Below are 16,937 nucleotides of genomic sequence, written 5' to 3'. Positions count from 1 at the left end.
CGCCGCATGGACACCACGAGCTCGCTCTACGACCTGACGCCCATCGCCTGGCTCATGGCGGTCGGCGTGCTGATCGCGCTCGGGCCGCTGGTGTGGGTGTGGCGCCGCAATGCAGGCAGTGGACCAGCGCGGCGGCTGCATGCGCTGACGGTGCTCACGCTCTTCCTCACCTTCGACCTGACGCTGTTCGGCGCCTTCACGCGGCTCACCGATTCGGGCCTGGGCTGCCCCGACTGGCCGGGTTGCTACGGCAACGCCAGTCCGCACGGCGCACGCCACGAGATCGCGATGGCGCAGTCGGCGCAGCCGACCGGCCCGGTCACGCACAGCAAGGCGTGGGTCGAGATGGTCCACCGCTACCTGGCCACTGGAGTGGGGGTGCTGATCCTTACGCTCGCGGCGGCCACCTGGATCGTGCGCAGGCGCCAGAGCCGCATCCCGCCTGAGAAGGGCGGAGAGCACCACGCCACGCTGAGCGCCTGGTGGCCGGCCTTCACGCTGGTCTGGGTGTGCCTGCAGGGAGCCTTCGGCGCGCTCACGGTGACGTGGAAGCTGTTCCCCGCGATCGTCACGCTGCACCTGCTCGGCGCCGTGGTGCTGCTGGCGCTGCTGTGCATCCAGGCCGTGCACTACAGGCAGGCTGCCGCCGACCGGCTGCCCACTCCCGTGTCGCCCGCGCTGCGCAACGGCCTCATCGCGACCACCGTGCTGCTCGTGCTGCAGATCGCTCTGGGCGGCTGGGTCAGCACCAACTACGCGGTGCTGGCCTGCACGCAGTTCCCGACCTGCCAGGACAGCTGGTGGCCGACCATGAATTTCGCGCAGGGCTTCGAGATCTGGCGCCACCTGGGCGTGACCGGTGACGGCCAGCCGCTCGATTTCTCCGCGCTCACCGCCATCCACTACGCGCACCGGCTGATGGCCTATGCGGTCTTCGTCGCGCTCGGCGTGCTGGCCTGGCACATGCGCCGCATCGGCGCGCTGCGCCTGCAGGCGCGATGGCTCGCCGGCCTCGCGCTGCTGCAACTGGCCACCGGCCTGGGCAACGTGCTGCTCGGCTGGCCGCTGGCCGCTGCGGTGCTCCATACCGGCGGCGCCGCGGCGCTCGCCGTGGTGCTCACCTGGGCGCTGTGCGAGAGCCGGCGCGCTCCGGCGGCGCAGATCGCCCATGCCAGTGAAAATACGGCCGGTCGCAACAACAACAGTCAAAGGAAGGCCGCCGCGTGAGCACCCCGATTTCCGTTCAGCAAACCGCCAGCGCCAACGTGCTGCGCCAGTACTACGCGCTGACCAAGCCGCGCGTGGTGCAGCTGATCGTGTTCTGCGCGCTGATCGGCATGGTGCTGGCTGTTCCGGGGTTGCCTTCGTGGGCCGAGGTGAAGCGCGCGGTGGTCGCCTGCATCGGCATCTGGCTGGTGGCCGGCGCGGCCGCGGCCTTCAACTGCCTGGTCGAGAAGGGCATCGACGCGAAGATGAAGCGCACGGCCTGGCGCCCGACGGCGCGCGGCGAGCTCAGCGACCGGCAGGCGCTGGTGTTCTCGGCGCTTCTGTGCGCGGCGGGTTCGGCGCTGCTGTGGTTCATGGTCAACCCGCTGACCATGTGGCTGACCTTCGCCACCTTCGTGGGCTATGCGGTGATCTACACCGTGATCCTCAAGCCGCTCACGCCGCAGAACATCGTGATCGGCGGCGCCTCGGGTGCTATGCCGCCTGTGCTGGGCTGGGCCGCGATGACGGGCAGCCTCGATCCGGGCGCTTGGATTCTCTTTCTCATCATCTTCCTGTGGACGCCGCCGCACTTCTGGGCGCTGGCGCTCTACCGCGTGGAGGACTACCGCAAGGCCGGCCTTCCGATGCTGCCCGTGACGCACGGCAACGAGTTCACGCGGCTGCAGGTGCTGCTCTACACCTTCATCCTTTTCGCGGCCTGCCTGATGCCTTTCATCCACGGCATGAGCGGCTGGCTGTACCTGGCGGTGGCGATCGCGGTGAGCATCGGCTTCACCGGCTATGCCTTCGCGCTGTGGCGCAACTACTCCGACGCGCTGGCGCGCAAGACCTTCCGCTTCTCGCTGATCCATCTGAGCGTGCTGTTCCTGGCGCTGCTGGTGGATCACTACATCCAGTGAGCATCAAGTTTCAATGAACAAGCGCAACGCTCTTCGACTGATGGCTGCCGGCGCCGGCTGGGTGGGCGTCAGCGCCGCCCTCGGCCTGGGTCTCTCGGCGTGCAGCGAGACCAGGCAGAGCTTCAATGCCGTCGACATCACCGGCGCCGACTACGCCAAGGACTTCTCGCTGAAGGACGCCGACGGCAAGGTCCGCACGCTCGCCGACTTCAAGGGCAAGGTGGTCGTGCTGTTCTTCGGCTACGCGCAGTGCCCGGACGTGTGCCCGACCACCATGACCGAGATGGCGCAGGTCAAGCAGCAGCTCGGCAAGGACGGCGACAAGCTGCAGGTGCTGTTCATCACGGTCGACCCGGCTCGCGACACCGCGGAGGTGCTCAAGGCCTACATGGGCGCGTTCGACCCGAGCTTCGTCGCGCTGATTCCCACGGCCGACCAGCTGGCTGCGGTCGCGAAGGACTACAAGGTCTACTACAAGAAGGTCGACGGCAAGACGCCGACCAGCTACTCGATGGACCACTCGGCCGCCAGCTACGTCTATGACACGCAGGGCCGGCTGCGGCTCTATGCGCGCTACGGCGCGGGCGTGGCGCCGATGGTGTCCGACCTGAAAACGCTGCTGGCTTCCTGAAAGGGGCCGCCACCCGATGTCCGCCATCGATCCCCTCGGGCACCTGAAGGGGCGCAAGGGCGCGTTCCGCATCGCGCTGATCCCGCCCGAGGTGCTCGATGCCCTCAACGACGGGTTGATCGAAACCGTCAATCTCAACGAATTCCTCGCGCTGGAACTGCCCCGGCTGGCGCGCAGCGTGGCGGGGCACATCGGGCTGGACGCGCAGAGCGAGCGGCTGGCCGACACGATCGCGATGCTGGGCGCCTTCAAGCCGATGCAGCGGCACGGGCACATCGCGCGTGCGCTCTACGACCTGGCCGCGCTGCACGACGAGCGCGATGCCGTCGCGCACCGGCTGGCCACGCACGCCAGCGACGTGGCCCGTTGCTGGGCTGCGCAGTGGGTCACGCTCTCGGGCCTGCCGCTGGCGGCGCAACTGGAGTCGGTGCGCCGCTTCGCCGCCGACCCGCATTTCGGCGTGCGTGAGATCGCGTGGATGGCGGTGCGCGACGCTGTGAATGCATCGCTCGACGAGGCGCTCGTGCTGCTGCAGCCCTGGGTGCGCGACGCCGACCCCAACATCCGCCGCTTCGCCAGCGAACTCACGCGGCCGCGCGGCGTGTGGTGTGCGCAGATCGAAGTGCTCAAGGCCGAGCCCTGGCGCGCGCTGCCGCTGATCGAACCGCTGCGCGCCGACACCAGCCGCTATGTGCAGAACTCGGTGGCGAACTGGCTCAACGACGCGAGCAAGAGCCAGCCCGAGTGGGTCGACAAGCTCTGCGCGCGTTGGCTGGCGGAGTCGGATGCAGCCGAGACCCGCTACATCGCGAAGCGGGCGCTGCGAACGCTGTCCAGACAATGAAAAAAGCCCGGCACTGCCGGGCTTTGTCTTTGTGGAAGGAGGAAGGGACTTACGCGTAGTCCGCGAGGGCCTTCTTCATCTTCTTCATTGCCGCCACTTCGATCTGGCGGATGCGCTCGGCGCTCACGCCGTACACGGCAGCCAGATCGTGCAGCGTCATCCCGCCCGAACCGTCGTCGTTGACCTTGAGCCAGCGCTCTTCGACGATGCGGCGGCTGCGGTCGTCCAGCGCTTCGAGCGCAGTCGCGATGCCGTCGCTCGAGAGGCGGTCGCGCTGCTGCGATTCGAGCAGGGCGGTCGGTTCCTGCGAGGCGTCGGCCAGGTAGGCGATCGGGCCGAAGGCTTCGTCGCCGTCGTCGGTCGGGCCCGGGTCGAGCATCACGTCGCCGCCGGAGAGGCGGGTTTCCATCTCGAGCACTTCCTCGGGCTTCACGTTCAGGCGGGTAGCCATCTGCGAAACCTCGTCGGAGCTCAGCGTTTCGCGATGCGTGCCGTTGTCGGCAGCGGCAGAGTCGGCCTTGAAGCCCTGCTTCATCGAACGCAGGTTGAAGAACAGCTTGCGCTGGGCCTTGGTCGTCGCGACCTTGACCATGCGCCAGTTCTTCAGGATGTACTCGTGAATCTCCGCCTTGATCCAGTGCATGGCGTAGCTCACGAGCCGCACGCCCTGGTCGGGGTCGAAGCGCTTCACGGCCTTCATGAGACCGACGTTGCCTTCCTGGATCAGGTCGCCGTGCGGCAGCCCGTAGCCCAGGTACTGGCGGGAAATGGAAACCACGAGGCGCAGGTGCGACAGCACGAGCGCGCCGGCGGCTTCGAGATCGTTGTGGTCGCGCAGCTTGCGTGCGTAGCCTTGCTCTTCTTCGAGCGTGAGCATGGGCAGGCGGTTGGCGGCCGAAATGTAGGCGTCCAGGTTGCCCAGCGGGGGAACCATCGACCAGGGGTTGGCGACGGCCAGCTGGTTGGCAGAGACTCCAGACAGCGTTGTCATCAGGGGGAACTCCTTTGTGTTGGCCATATTAGCACTCGGTTAGAGGGAGTGCTAATCCAAGGGTTCCCTTGAATTTCTATCGCCGGAATAGCCAATGACTACCAGCGGATGCCCAATCTTAGGAAGAGCTTGGACAAGACGAAAAGGGGACCGACCCAGAGATATTGGATGTCTTCGAAGAACGAGGGCTTCTTGCCTTCGATCTTGTGGCCCACGAACTGGAAGACCCAGGCCACTACAAAGATAGCGGCGGAAACCGGCAATACAAGTCCCCCCATCGCATGCACCAGCACCAGGGCCAGGGCGGTCAGCACGAGCATGGCCACCAGGAAAGCGGGGGACCGCAGCAGGACGTAGTAGACGAGGCTGGCCGCCACGAAGGCGTAGGCCACCCAGGGATGGATCGCGAACAGCAGCCCCACGATGCTCAGCATGATGGCCGGGATGGCCGCGAAGTGGATCAGCTCGTTGGTCGGATTGCGGTGGCTCTCCTCGTAGTGGGCGAGCAGCCGGTCGACCTTGCGATCACTCGACTCGAGGGGGGCGGCAGCGGTGTGCGTCATGGCAAGTCTCCGTGGGCGCCGTGCGATGCGGCGAGACTTTCGATGGTGCCCAGAGAGAAGCCCGATGGCAAGGGCGGCCGCCATGTGAAAATGCTATCAAATAAGTAGCATAAGGTACTACAGCCACGGTTGTTGCCGTGACTTTCTACACTGTCACAAGAAGGTTACATCGCTAAGATCGGCATGTGCCTCCCTTCGACTCTCCACCCGCATCCCAGTCGCCGGCCGCGGAGACCGGTACGGCCACCCGCACGCCCCGGGCGATCCTCGTCGTGGACGATCACGATCTGCTGCGCCTGGGTGTCTGCGCCCTGGTGCAGGCCCAGGCCGGTCCCTCCGACGCGCGCATCGAGGTCTTCGAGGCCAGCAACGTCGCCGATGCGCTCAGGCTCTACGAAGCCCACCGGGCTTCCATCGGCCTTGTGCTGCTCGACCTGGCTCTGCCCGACACCCACGGCCTGAGCGGCCTGGCCGAGTTCCGGATGCGCTTTCCCGAGGCGCGGATCGTCGTGCTCTCGGGCACCGGCAACAGCACCCTGGCGCAGGGCGTGCTCGCGCTGGGCGCCGCCGCCTTCCTGCCGAAGTCGGCCGATCTCAAGGAGGTCGTGAGCTTCATCCGCGCCTGCGGCCTGCTCGACGGCGGCCCCGACGCCACGCAACAGCAGCAGCAACCGGCGGCCCCGGCCATGCCCGGCAAGGCACTCAGCGGATATGCCGAGTTCGCCCACGCCAGCGCCTGGCAGGAACTCACGCCCCGGCAGATGCAGGTGCTGCAGTGGGTGCTCGAAGGCAAGGCCAACAAGGAAATCGCCCAGCTCGCGAACCTGAGCGAAGGCACGGTGAAGAACCATGTCTCGACCATCCTGCTGCTCTTCGGCATGCGCTCGCGTGCCCAGCTGATCAGCACCCTGCATTGAGCGTGCAGCCCGCCGCGCCGAACGCCCCGACCGCCGACCACGCGCTCGGCCAGCGGGTGCTGCGCGAGCACGTCGCCTCTGTCTACAGCACTTACGGCATCTCGACGCTCACGCACATGGCCTTCGTGGTCGTGTTCGGCAGCATCATCTATTCGCAGCTGAAGGACCCGAGCCTGCTGTTCTGGCTCGCCGGCCTGCTGATGGCCGACATCTACGTCTTCTTCACGCCGCGCTGGACCCCGTCGCGTCCGGTGCGCGAGAGCGCCTACTGGGCACGCAAGATCTCGCGGGTGGTCACGCTGGTGAGCATGGTCACGGCGGTGGTGCCCTGGCTCATCGTGCCGCACAACAACCTGCCGATGACCTCGCTGCTGATGGCGGTGATCGTCGGCAGCTGCGCGCGGGCGGCGCAGTCGCTGTGGCCGCTGAAGCCGGCGCTCTTCGGCTACACCATGCCTATGTCGCTGGGCATGATCACCGCGCTGGCCTGGCAGGGAGACGGGCTGCACCTGTTCCTGGCGGCGGCCGGCGCGGCCTACCTGCTGCTCACGCTGTATGCGGGCATCGGCCAGCACAAGCTGCTGACCGAATCGCTGATGCTGCGATTCGAGAACGAGGCGCTGGCCGCCCGGCTCGGCGAGCAGATCGCCGCCACCGAGCGCGCGAGCGAGGAGAAGACCCGCTTCCTCGGCACCGCCAGCCACGACCTGCGCCAGCCGCTGCACGCCATCGCGCTCTTCGGCGCTGCGCTGGAGAACGAACTGCGCGACCGCCCCGAAGGCCGCAACGCCGAGCGCCTGATGCGCGCCGTGAACGCGCTGGGAGCCTCGCTCGACACCATGCTCGACGTGTCGCGACTGGACGCCGGCGTGATCACGCCCGCGCCGCAGCCGGTGCAGCTCGACGCGCTGTTCCTGCCGCTGAACCACACCTTCGCGGCGCGCGCCGAACAGAAGGAGCTTCAGCTGCGCGTGCGCGCCAGCGGCCTGTGGGTGCACAGCGACCCGCAGCTGCTGCACCGCATGCTGTCGAACCTGATGGACAACGCGCTCAAGTACACGACGCGCGGCGGCGTGACCGTCACCGCGCGCGAGCGCGGCGAGGCGGTATGGATCGAGGTGCGCGACACCGGCATCGGCATCCCGCCCGAACAGTCGGGGCGGATCTTCGAAGAGTTCTATCAGATCAACAATCCGGGCCGCGACCGCTCGCGGGGGCTGGGCATCGGGCTGTCGATCGTGCAGCGGCTGTCGCGGCTGCTGGGCCACCCGGTGCAGATGCATTCGCGGCCGGGGCGCGGCACGCATTTCCGCGTGGTGGTGCCCGTCGCGAGCGCGCCCGAGCGGGCGCAGGCCGGGCTGGCGCCCGCTTCCACGAACGAGGTCGCCTCCGCCGGGGAGCGCAAGGTGTCGACGCTGGCGTTGCCCGGCCGCGTGCTGCTGCTCGACGACGAACTTGAAATCCGCGAGGCCATGACCGGCCTGCTGCGCTCCCACGCCATCGACGCCCACGCCGTGTCGGACGAAGCCGGCGCCGCGGCAGCCTTGCGCCAGGCGACGCGCGAGGGTAGGCCCTTCGATCTGCTGCTGTGCGACTACCGTCTGGCCGATGGCGCGGACGGGCTCGATGCGGGCCTGCGGCTGAGCCAGGCCGATGGCGCGGCGACGCCGCTGCTGCTCATCACCGGCGAAACCTCGCCCGACCGGCTGCAGCGCGTGCGCGAGTCGCAGGTGCCGGTGCTTTTCAAGCCGGTGGTGGCCGACCTGCTGCTGCAGGCGATGGCCGAGGTTGCCGTTGCCAGATAGCACCAGCCGGCTGCAACGGGTCAGCCTGCATTTGAATTCATTTGTATTAGTTTTAACGCCTGATGCGGCGCGTAGACGTTGTGTTCGGCTGCGCCCATGACTTTCGACACTGGCGGGTGTCGGCGCCGTGACCTATCTTCACTGCATCGCGTCGCTCGCGATGGAGTAGTAGGTAGGGGAGAGAGAAAAGTGAGCGGCCCCGGCGCAAGCCGGGGCCGTTTTTTTATCCGAGCAGCGCCTGCGCGAACTCGCGGGCGTTGAAGGTTTCCAGGTCTTCCAGCTTCTCGCCCACGCCGATGAAGTAGACCGGAATCGGCCTTTCCCGCGCGATGGCGCACAGCACGCCGCCCTTGGCCGTGCCGTCGAGCTTGGTCACGACCAGACCCGTGAGGCCCAGCGTCTCGTCGAAAGCCTTGACCTGCGCCAGCGCGTTCTGGCCGGTGTTGCCGTCGATCACCAGCAGCACCTCGTGCGGCGCGGTGCCGTCGGCCTTGGTGACGACGCGCTTGATCTTCTTGAGCTCGTCCATCAGGTGCAGCTGCGTCGGCAGGCGCCCGGCCGTGTCGACCAGCACTACGTCCTTGCCGCGGGCCCGGCCGGCGTTCACCGCATCGAAGCTCACGGCAGACGGGTCGCCGCCTTCCTGGCTCACGATCTCGACGGTATTGCGGTCGGCCCAGACCAGCAGCTGCTCGCGCGCCGCCGCCCGGAAGGTGTCGGCGGCGGCCAGCAGCACCGAGGCGCCTTCGTCGGCCAGGTGCTTGGTGAGCTTGCCGATGGAGGTGGTCTTGCCCGCGCCGTTGACGCCGGCCACCATGATCACGGTGGGCGTGAACTGGCCGATCACCAGTGGCTTCTCGAGCGGCTTCAGCAGGTCGGCCACCGTCTCGGCCAGCAGTGCCTTGACCTGCGAGGCATCGGTGGCCATCTGGCGCTTCACGCGGCCGCGCAGGTCGTCGAGCAGGTATTCGGTCGCCTTGACGCCGGTGTCGGCCATCAGCAGGGCGGATTCGAGCTCCTCGTAGAGCTCTTCGTCGATCTTCGCGTTGACGAACACGGCCTGGATGCCGGTGCCGGTCTTGCGCAGGCCGGTCTTGAGCTTGTCGAACCAGCCCTTGCGCTCGGTGGCGATGACGGGTTCGGCAACCGGCGCGGCGGCCACCGGAGTCGGCGCGGGCGCAGGCGTTGCGGAAGGAGCGGCGGCCGGGGAGGGTGGCACGACCGGGGCAGCGACCGGTGCGGGAGCGGGGGAGGGAACCGGTACGGACGCTGGCGCGGTGACGGGTGCGGGCGCCGGCGTTTCTTCCGCCGCCGGCTTCGAGCCGAACCAGCTCGAAGGCGAAAACACCGAGCGTGCGGGCGCGGGCTCCGGGGCAGGCGCCGCCGGGGCCGGCGGGGTGGGCGCCGGCGCGTCGGGGGCCTCGGCAGGCGGTTTTTTCTTGAAGAAACTGAACATCGGGAGCTTTTTACAATCCGAGCCATTCTATGAAACACCTCCCGCCACGCCGCGCTGCGTCTGGTGCGGTGCTGGCGATGGCGCTCCTGGCGCCATGGGCCGTGCCTGCCCAGGCTCAATCCGATTCGCCTTCCGCCGCAGCCGCCGCCGCGGCTCCCGGTCCCCAGCAATTCACGCTCGCCAACGGCATGACGCTGATCGTGCAGCCCGACCGGCGCTCGCCGACGGCGGTGCAGATGGTGTGGGTCCGCGTCGGCTCCATCGACGAGGTCGACGGCACCTCCGGCGTGGCCCATGCGCTCGAACACATGATGTTCAAGGGCACCAAGGACATCAAGCCCGGCGAGTTCTCCCGCCGCGTGGCCGCCCTCGGCGGCCAGGAAAACGCCTTCACCACCCGCGACTACACCGGCTACTACCAGCAGATCCCGGTCGGCAGCCTGGAGCAGGTGATGAAGCTCGAATCGGACCGCTTCGCCAACAACCAGTGGCCCGACGACGAGTTCAAGCGCGAGATCGAGGTGGTCAAGGAAGAGCGCCGCCTGCGCACCGAAGACCAGCCGCGCGCCCTGCTGGGCGAGCAGCAGAACGCCGCCGTCTTCACCGCCTCTCCCTACCACCGCCCCGTGGTCGGCTGGATGAGCGACCTCGACGCCATGACGCCCGAGGATGCGCGCGCCTTCTTCAAGCAGTGGTACGTGCCCGCCAACGCCGTGCTCGTGGTGGCCGGCGACGTCGACGTGGCGCAGGTGCGCGCCATGGCCGAGAAGTACTACGGCCGCATCCCCTCGCGCGCCGTGCCCGCGCGCAAGCCGCGCATCGAGCCGCCACAGCGCGGCATCCGCCGCATCGAGCTGAAGGCCCCGGCTGAACAGGCCTACGTGTCGCTCGCGTACCGCGTGCCGCAGCTCGCCAATATCGACGACGTGAACAGCGACGCCTGGGCGCTGGTGGTGCTCTCGGCCGTGCTCGACGGCTATTCCGGCGCCCGGCTCGACCGCGCGCTGACCCAGGGACCCGATCGTGTTGCCGATTCCGCGGGCGCCTACTCGGGCTTCGTCGGCCGCGGCCCGCAGCTCTTCGTGCTCGACGGCGTTCCGGCCGCCGGCAAGAGCGCGGAGGTGGTCGAGGCCGCTTTGCGTGCACAGGTCGCGCGCATTGCCAAGGAGGGCGTGGGCGAGGCCGAACTGGCCCGCGTCAAGACCCAGTGGGTGGCGAGCGAGACCTACAAGCGCGACTCCGTGATGGCGCAGGCGCGCGAGCTCGGCAGCAACTGGATCCAGGGCCTGCCGCTGGACGCCAGCGAGCGCATCGTCGCCCGGCTGCAATCCGTCACGGCCGCCCAGGTGCAGGCCGTGGCCGCAAAGTACTTCGGCGACGACCAGCTCACCGTCGCCACGCTGCGCCCCCTGCCACCCGAGGCCAAGCCGCGTGGCCGTGGCTTCGCCGCGCCCGCGGGCGAGATGCGCTGAAAGGTGACGATTCCCATGCAGAAGACTTTCATGAAGACCGCGCGGCGCGCCCTGATCGCGGGTGCCGTCGCCGTGGCGGGCATCACCGGCGCGCAGGCCGCGCTGCCCATCCAGCACTGGACGCTGGCCAACGGCGCGAAGATCTATCTCGTGTCGACCAACGCGCTGCCGATCGTCGACGCGCAGATCGATTTCGACGCCGGCAGCCGCCGCGACCCCGCCGCGCAGGCCGGCCTGGCCAGCGTGACCGCGACCATGGTCGAGAAGGGCGTGCGTGCAGGCAAGAGCGGCGAGCCCGCGCTCGACCAGAACGCGCTGGGCGAAGCCTGGGCCGATCTGGGCGCCAGCTTCGACGTGAGCACCGGCACCGATCGCACCAGCTATTCGCTGCGCTCGCTGTCCGATCCGGCGCTGCTGAACAAGGCGGTGGCGCTGGCCGCGCGCGAGATCGGCGAGCCCTCCTTCCCCGACGACGTGTGGCAGCGCGAGCGCGAGCGCATCAACGCCGCCATCAAGGAGGCCAACACCAAGCCCGCCACCGTTACTGGCCGCGCCTTCGCTGCAGGCGTGTACGGCACGCACCCCTACGGCCAGGAAGTGACGGAAGAGACGCTCGCGCGCATCGACACCGCCGCCATGCGCCAGCGCTACCAGCAGCTCATGGTGCCGTGCCGCGCCAAGCTCAGCATCGTCGGTGCCGTCACGCGCGCGGAGGCCGAGACCATCGCTACCACGCTGCTGTCGCGCCTGCCCGGCCCCGAGGCCTGCACGCCGCTGCCGGCCGTCGCCCCGGTTGCTGCGCTGACCGCGCCGAAGAACGAGCGCATCGCCTTCGACTCGGCGCAGGCCCATGTGCTCATCGGCCAGCCCGGCTATCCGCGCAAGGACCCGGACCACTTCGCGCTCACGCTGGGCAACTATGTGCTGGGCGGCGGCGGTTTCGTCTCGCGCCTGATGAACGAGGTGCGCGAGAAGCGCGGCCTCACCTACAGCATCTACAGCGGCTTCGCGCCTGGGCTCGAGGCAGGCGCGTTCCGCATCGGCTTCCAGACCCGTCCCGACCAGGCCGAAGAGGCCGTCAAGGTGTCGCGCGAAGTGCTCGCGAAGTTCGTGGCTGAGGGCCCGACCGCCGCCGAGCTGAAGGCGGCCAAGGACAACCTGATCGGCGGCTTCCCGCTGCTGCTGGACAGCAACCGCAAGCTGATCGGCAACGTCGCCAACATCGCCTGGCACGACCTGCCGCTGGACTACCTCGACACCTGGACCGCGCGCATGAACGCGATCACCGCCGCCGACGTGAAGGCCGCGTTCCAGCGCAAGCTGCAGCCCGAACGCATGGTGACGGTGGTGGTGGGCGGCAAGGACGCCAGTACCGCCAAGGCGCAGCAATAGCTACTGGGCCAATGCGTGCGGCCCGCTGGTGGCGGCCGCGCGCACCGCGGCGCCCAGCCGTTCGAGCAGTTTCGGCGCCGCGCGCGCGTGCTGCCAGTAGAGCGGCACCGGCAGCATCGAATCGGGCACCAGCTCGACCAGCCTTCCCTCCTTGAGTGCCCCGGCCACCATGCTGACCGGGTGCATGCCCCAGCCCATCCCCGAGCACGCAGCTTCGACGAAAGCGCTGGGCGACGGAATCCAGTGCCTCGGCGTCTCGACGTTGCGGTGGCAGATGCGCCGCACCCAGCGCGCCTGCAGCCTGTCCTTGCGGTCGAACACCAGGCTGGGCGCGCTCGCCAGCGTGCGGGCGCCCACGCCTTTTGCGAAATGCTCCCGCACGAAGCCGGGGCTGGCCGCCGCCACGTAGTGCGTCGTGCCCAGCGCCTCGCTGTTGCAGCCCGCCACCGGCTGGGCCAGCGCGGTGACCGCCGCGAGCACCGCGCCGCTGCGCAGGCGCTCGGCCGTGTGGTCCTGGTCGTCCACCGTCAGGTCGAGCAGCGCGCCCGGTTCCTGCGCGGTGAAGGCCGACGCCGCTGCGATGAACCAGGTCGCGAGCGTGTCGGCATTGACCGCCACGCGGATCGTGACGCGCTCGTCCCCCGCTTCGCCGCTGCCCATGCCCAGGGCGGGCAGGGCGTCGCGCAGTTCGTGCTCCAGCATGCCTACGCGCTCGACGTGCCGGCAGAGCTGCCGACCGGCCTCGGTCGCCACGCAGGGCTGGCCGCGCACCAGCAGCGCCCCGCCGGTTTTCTCCTCCAGCTGACGGATGCGCTGCGACACCGCCGAAGGCGTGACGTGCAACGCGCGCGCGGCGCGTTCGAAGCTGCCTTCGCGCACAACGGCGGCGAGGGCGTTCAGGGCGGCGTAGTCGAGCATGGGCGGTCCTCGAGTAATGAAGAAAAACTGAATCTGCTTAAGAAAGTTTAGTTTGAGTTAATACGCGGCGGCCGGCATCCTCCGACGGATGCAAGCCGTACAAGTCACCACCGCCTTCGCCAACGGGCTCTTCATGAGCCTGGTCCTCATCGTCGCCATCGGTGCTCAGAACGCCTATGTGCTGCGCCAGGGCCTGCGGCGCGAGCACGTCGGCGCGGTGGTGCTGTTCTGCGCCGCCAGCGATGCGGTGCTGATCGGCGCCGGCGTGGCCGGCATGGCGCAGGCGCTGAAGGGGCGGCCGATGCTGGCCACCGCGCTCGCGGGGCTGGGCGCCGCCTTCCTGTGCGCCTACGGGCTCAGGGCGCTGTGGCGCTCGCGGCAGCCGGCGGCACTGCAGGCCACGGCGCAGGGCGCCTCGTCGCTGTCGCGCGCGGCGGTGGTGGCGCAGGCGGCCGGCTTCACGCTGCTGAATCCGCACGTCTACCTCGACACGGTGCTGCTCGTGGGCAGCGCGGGTGCGCAGCAGGCGGGACTGCTGAAGGTCTGGTTCGTGGCGGGCGCCGCCACGGCGAGCGCGCTTTGGTTCACCTCGCTGGGCTTCGGAGCGCGGCTGCTCGCGCCTATTTTTGCCAAGCCCCGCGCCTGGCAGATGCTCGACGCGCTGATCGGCGGCACCATGCTTGTGCTCGCGGCAATGCTGCTGCGCCGCGCGTTGGCAGGGGCTTGAGAGTCCGGCGGATTCGGCGGCGTTAAGCTCTCCGGATGCCCCAGCCCCAGAAGAAAGCGAAAGCCGCCTCACCCGCTCGATCCGCACCCGCAGGCAACAAGCCCAAGGCAGCGGTGAAGCGCCCCTCGAAGCCCAGCGAGGTGCGCATCATCGGCGGCGAATGGAAGCGCACCCGCCTCGCCGTGGCCGACAAGCCCGGCCTGCGCCCCACACCCGACCGCGTGCGCGAGACCCTCTTCAACTGGCTCGCCAGCCTGGCCGGCGCCGGTGGCGGGGAGCTTCCCGGCTGGCGGTGCGTGGATGCCTTCGCGGGTACCGGCGCGCTCGGCCTCGAGGCCGCTTCGCGCGGCGCGGCCAGCGTGCTGCTGTGCGAGCAGGACGCCGCGCTCGTCGCCCAGCTGCAGGCCGTCAAGACCAAGCTCGAAGCCGAGGCCGTTCGCATCGAGCGCGGCAACGGCGTCACCGCGCTCGAACGAGCGCCCGCGGGCAGCCTCGACGTCGTCTTCCTCGATCCGCCCTTCGACAACGCCGCGCTCTACGAGCCCGCGCTTCGTGCCGCCGCACGTTCGCTGCGCGCCGAGGGCTCGGTGTACCTCGAGGCCCCGCGCCGCTGGAGCGGCGAAGAACTCGCGGCCCTGGGCCTCGCCGAGTTCCGCTACCTGAAGGCCGGCGCCGTGCATGCACATCTGCTGAGGCCCGCCGCGCAGGGGACTGCATAATCCGCCGGACAAGCCGCACCGGCAGCATGAGGAAGAAGCAACCATGGCCAGCAACGTCATCGCGGTTTATCCCGGCACTTTCGACCCCATCACCCTCGGTCACGAGGACGTGGTGCGCCGTGCCACCCAGCTCTTTTCCAAGGTGATCGTCGCGGTCGCGGCGGGCCATCACAAGAAGGCGCTGTTCACCCTCTCCGAACGCATGGACATGGCCCGCGAGGCCGTCAAGCCCTACAGCGACCAGGTCTCCGTCGAAAGCTTCTCGGGCCTGCTGCGCGACTTCGTCGTCGCGCGCGGCGGCAAGGCCATGGTGCGCGGCCTGCGCGCCGTGACCGACTTCGACTACGAGTTCCAGCTCGCGGGCATGAACCGCTCGCTGATGCCCGACGTCGAGACCGTCTTCCTGACCCCGAGCGACAAGTACCAGTTCATCTCCAGCACCTTCGTGCGCGAGATCGCGATGCTCGGCGGCGAGGTCCACAAGTTCGTCTCCCCGAACGTGGAGCAGCAGCTGGCTGCAAAAGTCCGCAGCCTCGGACGTGAATAAGCTCTCCCCCAGGCTGCGCGCACTTCGTGTCGCTTCGCCAACCCCCTCACCGGGGGCGACACCGGTGGCCCGGCAGAGCCGGTTCCACGGTGTCCTGCGAAAAGCCCGGCCTTGACCGCGGGCCGACTTGAAGTGAACGACCTGCCCTTGCCCCGTCTGCATCTGCTGGGCGATGCAGCGCTGCTGTGCGATCTGCCCGCGCCCGCCACGCTGGCGCAGCAGCAGCGCATCTGGGCGCTGGCCGAGCATGCGCGGGAGTGGCCCGGCGTCGGCGAGACGCTGCCGGGCATGAACAACCTCACGCTCACCTTCGATCCGACCGCGATCGATCTCGACACGCTCACCGCGCGGGTGCTCGAAGCCTGGCCGAAGCTGTCGGCTGGCGCTGTGGAGGGCCGACTGGTCGAGATCCCGGTGGCCTATGGCGGCGAGCACGGGCCCGATCTGGCCGACGTCGCGGCCCACACCGGCTTCACGCCGGCCGAGGTGGTGCGGCGCCACACCGCCGCCGAGTACGTCGTCTACCTGCTGGGCTTCCTGCCCGGCTTCAGTTTCATGGGCGGACTGCCGCCCGAACTCGCCACGCCACGCCGCGCCGAACCGCGCCTCGCGGTGCCCGCGCGCTCGGTCGGCATCGGCGGCGAGCAGACCGGCATCTATCCGCTGGTGTCGCCGGGCGGCTGGCAGCTGATCGGCCGCACGCCGCTGGAGATGTTCGACCCTGCCGCCGAGCCGCCTACGCTGCTGCGACCCGGCGACCGCGTGCGCTTCGTCGCTGAGAGCGTGCAGACATGATCGTCGTGCGCAAGCCCGGCGTGCTCGCCTCGGTGCAGGACCTGGGCCGCCATGGCCATCGCCAGCTCGGCATCTGCCCGGGCGGCGCGCTCGACGTGCTCGCGCTCACGCTGGCCAACCGGCTGGTGGGCAATGCCGATCGCGCGGCGGGGCTGGAGCTCACCATGGGCGGCTGCGAGCTGCAGTTCGAGGCCGACACGCGCATCGCGCTCGCGGGCGACGACTTCGGCGCCAGCCTCGATGGCGTGCCGCTGTGGCCCTGCTGGAGCGTGCCGGTCGCTGCCGGCCAGACGCTGCGGCTCGCGGGAGCCAATGCATCTGGCGCCAGAAAGCCCGGCGTGCGCAGCTGGCTGGCGGTGGCGGGCGGCATCGACGTGCCGCCGGTCCTCGGTTCGCGCAGTACCGATCTCAAGGCCGGCTTCGGCGGGCTTCAAGGCCGTGCGCTGCGCAAGGGAGACCGCTTGCCGACGGGTGTTTCGATGCTCGATGCCGCGCAGCGCGAACGCCGGCCCTTCGGCATCCGCGGTCCTGACTGGGGCCCGGCCGAGGACGACGGCGCCATCGCGCTGCGCGTGCTGCCAGGCCCCGAGTTCGAACTGTTCACGCTGGCCGCGCGCGAGCAACTCTGGGGCGAGCGCTGGCGCATCACGCCGCAGAGCAACCGCATGGGCAGCCGCCTCGAAGGCGCCGAGCTCAGGCGCAAGCGCAGCGGCGACATGCTCTCCTCGGGCGTGATCCCCGGCACGATCCAGGTGCCGCCCTCGGGCCAGCCGATCATCCTGATGGGCGACGCGCAGACCACCGGCGGCTATCCGCGCATCGGCGTGGTCATCCGCGCCGACCTCTGGAAACTCGCGCAGGCGCCGCTCAACGGCAGGCTGCGCCTCGTGCAGGTCGACCAGCCGCAGGCGCTGGCCGCATGGGCCGGCCAGCAGCGCTACCTCTCGCAGGTGGCGCAAGGGCTTGCCGCTGCGGGCTGGCCGGTCGCGGCATAGACTGGCCGGAAACCGAGCGAAAGAAAGGAAGCCCCA

17 protein-coding genes are annotated in these 16,937 nt (G+C 69.2%); 13 read left to right on the top strand and 4 right to left on the bottom strand.

The window, feature by feature from the left end; translation table 11 throughout:
• Window positions 1-6: 6 nt before the first annotated feature.
• Genes EJP67_RS31035 through EJP67_RS31020 form a run of 4 tightly spaced genes read left to right on the top strand, consistent with a single transcriptional unit; the run spans window position 7 to window position 3,604 of the window.
• Complete coding sequence (locus EJP67_RS31035; RefSeq protein ID WP_126025554.1) at window positions 7-1,227, top strand: COX15/CtaA family protein; 1,221 nt, start codon at window positions 7-9, stop codon at window positions 1,225-1,227.
• Entirely contained in the window at window positions 1,224-2,129 is a 906-nt protein-coding gene (cyoE, locus tag EJP67_RS31030; RefSeq protein WP_126025553.1) for a heme o synthase, read from the top strand. Before EJP67_RS31035 ends, cyoE begins: the two co-directional genes overlap by 4 nt.
• A 13-nt stretch (window positions 2,130-2,142) precedes the next feature.
• Complete coding sequence (locus EJP67_RS31025; RefSeq protein WP_126025552.1) at window positions 2,143-2,760, top strand: SCO family protein; 618 nt, start codon at window positions 2,143-2,145, stop codon at window positions 2,758-2,760.
• Window positions 2,761-2,776: 16 nt separating this feature from the next.
• Window positions 2,777-3,604 (top strand): DNA alkylation repair protein, encoded by an 828-nt coding sequence (locus EJP67_RS31020; RefSeq protein ID WP_126025551.1) that lies wholly within the window; start codon window positions 2,777-2,779, stop codon window positions 3,602-3,604.
• A gap of 49 nt (window positions 3,605-3,653) precedes the next feature.
• Here EJP67_RS31020 and rpoH read toward each other — a convergent pair whose 3' ends face one another.
• Complete coding sequence (gene rpoH / locus EJP67_RS31015) at window positions 3,654-4,595, bottom strand: RNA polymerase sigma factor RpoH (RefSeq protein WP_126025550.1); 942 nt, start codon at window positions 4,593-4,595, stop codon at window positions 3,654-3,656.
• Between the two features lie 98 nt (window positions 4,596-4,693).
• Window positions 4,694-5,158, bottom strand: a complete 465-nt coding sequence (locus EJP67_RS31010) for an Mpo1 family 2-hydroxy fatty acid dioxygenase (protein WP_126025549.1) — start codon at window positions 5,156-5,158, stop codon at window positions 4,694-4,696.
• 185 nt (window positions 5,159-5,343) lie between these two features.
• On the opposite strand from EJP67_RS31010, the gene EJP67_RS31005 reads away from it, so the two are divergent.
• Both EJP67_RS31005 and EJP67_RS31000 read left to right on the top strand, forming a co-directional pair.
• On the top strand, window positions 5,344-6,075 hold the full coding sequence (locus EJP67_RS31005) for a response regulator transcription factor (protein ID WP_126025548.1): 732 nt from the start codon (window positions 5,344-5,346) through the stop codon (window positions 6,073-6,075).
• On the top strand, window positions 6,072-7,880 hold the full coding sequence (locus EJP67_RS31000; protein ID WP_126025547.1) for an ATP-binding response regulator: 1,809 nt from the start codon (window positions 6,072-6,074) through the stop codon (window positions 7,878-7,880). The genes EJP67_RS31005 and EJP67_RS31000 overlap by 4 nt, the downstream gene beginning before the upstream one ends.
• Window positions 7,881-8,103: 223 nt before the next feature.
• Here the strand turns inward: EJP67_RS31000 and ftsY are convergent, their stop codons facing one another.
• Entirely contained in the window at window positions 8,104-9,336 is a 1,233-nt protein-coding gene (ftsY, locus tag EJP67_RS30995) for a signal recognition particle-docking protein FtsY (RefSeq protein WP_126025546.1), read from the bottom strand.
• 29 nt (window positions 9,337-9,365) lie between these two features.
• Here ftsY and EJP67_RS30990 point away from each other — a divergent pair, with 29 nt between their 5' ends.
• Window positions 9,366-10,808: a M16 family metallopeptidase gene (locus tag EJP67_RS30990; protein ID WP_420824288.1), complete on the top strand. Its 1,443-nt coding sequence runs from the start codon at window positions 9,366-9,368 to the stop codon at window positions 10,806-10,808.
• 15 nt (window positions 10,809-10,823) lie between these two features.
• On the top strand, window positions 10,824-12,200 hold the full coding sequence (locus EJP67_RS30985) for a M16 family metallopeptidase (RefSeq protein WP_420824287.1): 1,377 nt from the start codon (window positions 10,824-10,826) through the stop codon (window positions 12,198-12,200).
• Here EJP67_RS30985 and EJP67_RS30980 read toward each other — a convergent pair whose 3' ends face one another.
• On the bottom strand, window positions 12,201-13,118 hold the full coding sequence (locus EJP67_RS30980; RefSeq protein WP_126025545.1) for a LysR family transcriptional regulator ArgP: 918 nt from the start codon (window positions 13,116-13,118) through the stop codon (window positions 12,201-12,203).
• 88 nt (window positions 13,119-13,206) lie between these two features.
• Here EJP67_RS30980 and EJP67_RS30975 point away from each other — a divergent pair, with 88 nt between their 5' ends.
• The 5 genes from EJP67_RS30975 (at window position 13,207) to EJP67_RS30950 (ending at window position 16,901) form a co-directional block, all read left to right on the top strand.
• Window positions 13,207-13,845, top strand: a complete 639-nt coding sequence (locus tag EJP67_RS30975; protein WP_126025544.1) for a LysE/ArgO family amino acid transporter — start codon at window positions 13,207-13,209, stop codon at window positions 13,843-13,845.
• Between the two features lie 35 nt (window positions 13,846-13,880).
• A complete protein-coding gene (locus EJP67_RS30970) occupies window positions 13,881-14,564 on the top strand; it encodes an RsmD family RNA methyltransferase (protein WP_126025543.1) in 684 nt (227 codons plus the stop codon).
• Between the two features lie 43 nt (window positions 14,565-14,607).
• Window positions 14,608-15,111, top strand: a complete 504-nt coding sequence (coaD, locus tag EJP67_RS30965; RefSeq protein WP_126025542.1) for a pantetheine-phosphate adenylyltransferase — start codon at window positions 14,608-14,610, stop codon at window positions 15,109-15,111.
• Window positions 15,112-15,258: 147 nt separating this feature from the next.
• Window positions 15,259-15,906, top strand: coding sequence for a 5-oxoprolinase subunit PxpB (pxpB, locus tag EJP67_RS30955; protein WP_126025541.1), 648 nt, complete (start codon window positions 15,259-15,261; stop codon window positions 15,904-15,906).
• The gene (locus tag EJP67_RS30950) at window positions 15,903-16,901 is read left to right on the top strand and encodes a 5-oxoprolinase subunit C family protein (RefSeq protein WP_126025540.1); all 999 of its coding nucleotides are present in this window, start codon (window positions 15,903-15,905) and stop codon (window positions 16,899-16,901) included. The genes pxpB and EJP67_RS30950 overlap by 4 nt, the downstream gene beginning before the upstream one ends.
• Window positions 16,902-16,937: the final 36 nt, after the last annotated feature.

Origin of the sequence: Variovorax guangxiensis (assembly GCF_003952165.1) — a bacterium.
Lineage (GTDB): Bacteria > Pseudomonadota > Gammaproteobacteria > Burkholderiales > Burkholderiaceae_C > Variovorax > Variovorax guangxiensis.
Note: the sequence above shows the minus strand (reverse complement) of the source record. Positions and strands in the feature narration are given on the sequence as shown.

What these genes read in the sequence shown, in the direction of transcription:
- EJP67_RS31035 (WP_126025554.1), top strand. Translation starts at nt 7, where the DNA reads ATGGACACCACGAGCTCGCTCTACGACCTGACGCCCATCGCCTGGCTC.
- EJP67_RS31025 (WP_126025552.1), top strand. Translation starts at nt 2,143, where the DNA reads ATGAACAAGCGCAACGCTCTTCGACTGATGGCTGCCGGCGCCGGCTGG.
- EJP67_RS31020 (WP_126025551.1), top strand. Translation starts at nt 2,777, where the DNA reads ATGTCCGCCATCGATCCCCTCGGGCACCTGAAGGGGCGCAAGGGCGCG.
- rpoH (WP_126025550.1), bottom strand. Translation starts at nt 4,595, where the DNA reads ATGACAACGCTGTCTGGAGTCTCTGCCAACCAGCTGGCCGTCGCCAAC.
- EJP67_RS31010 (WP_126025549.1), bottom strand. Translation starts at nt 5,158, where the DNA reads ATGACGCACACCGCTGCCGCCCCCCTCGAGTCGAGTGATCGCAAGGTC.
- ftsY (WP_126025546.1), bottom strand. Translation starts at nt 9,336, where the DNA reads ATGTTCAGTTTCTTCAAGAAAAAACCGCCTGCCGAGGCCCCCGACGCG.
- EJP67_RS30990 (WP_420824288.1), top strand. Translation starts at nt 9,366, where the DNA reads ATGAAACACCTCCCGCCACGCCGCGCTGCGTCTGGTGCGGTGCTGGCG.
- EJP67_RS30985 (WP_420824287.1), top strand. Translation starts at nt 10,824, where the DNA reads ATGCAGAAGACTTTCATGAAGACCGCGCGGCGCGCCCTGATCGCGGGT.
- EJP67_RS30980 (WP_126025545.1), bottom strand. Translation starts at nt 13,118, where the DNA reads ATGCTCGACTACGCCGCCCTGAACGCCCTCGCCGCCGTTGTGCGCGAA.
- EJP67_RS30975 (WP_126025544.1), top strand. Translation starts at nt 13,207, where the DNA reads ATGCAAGCCGTACAAGTCACCACCGCCTTCGCCAACGGGCTCTTCATG.
- EJP67_RS30970 (WP_126025543.1), top strand. Translation starts at nt 13,881, where the DNA reads ATGCCCCAGCCCCAGAAGAAAGCGAAAGCCGCCTCACCCGCTCGATCC.
- coaD (WP_126025542.1), top strand. Translation starts at nt 14,608, where the DNA reads ATGGCCAGCAACGTCATCGCGGTTTATCCCGGCACTTTCGACCCCATC.
- EJP67_RS30950 (WP_126025540.1), top strand. Translation starts at nt 15,903, where the DNA reads ATGATCGTCGTGCGCAAGCCCGGCGTGCTCGCCTCGGTGCAGGACCTG.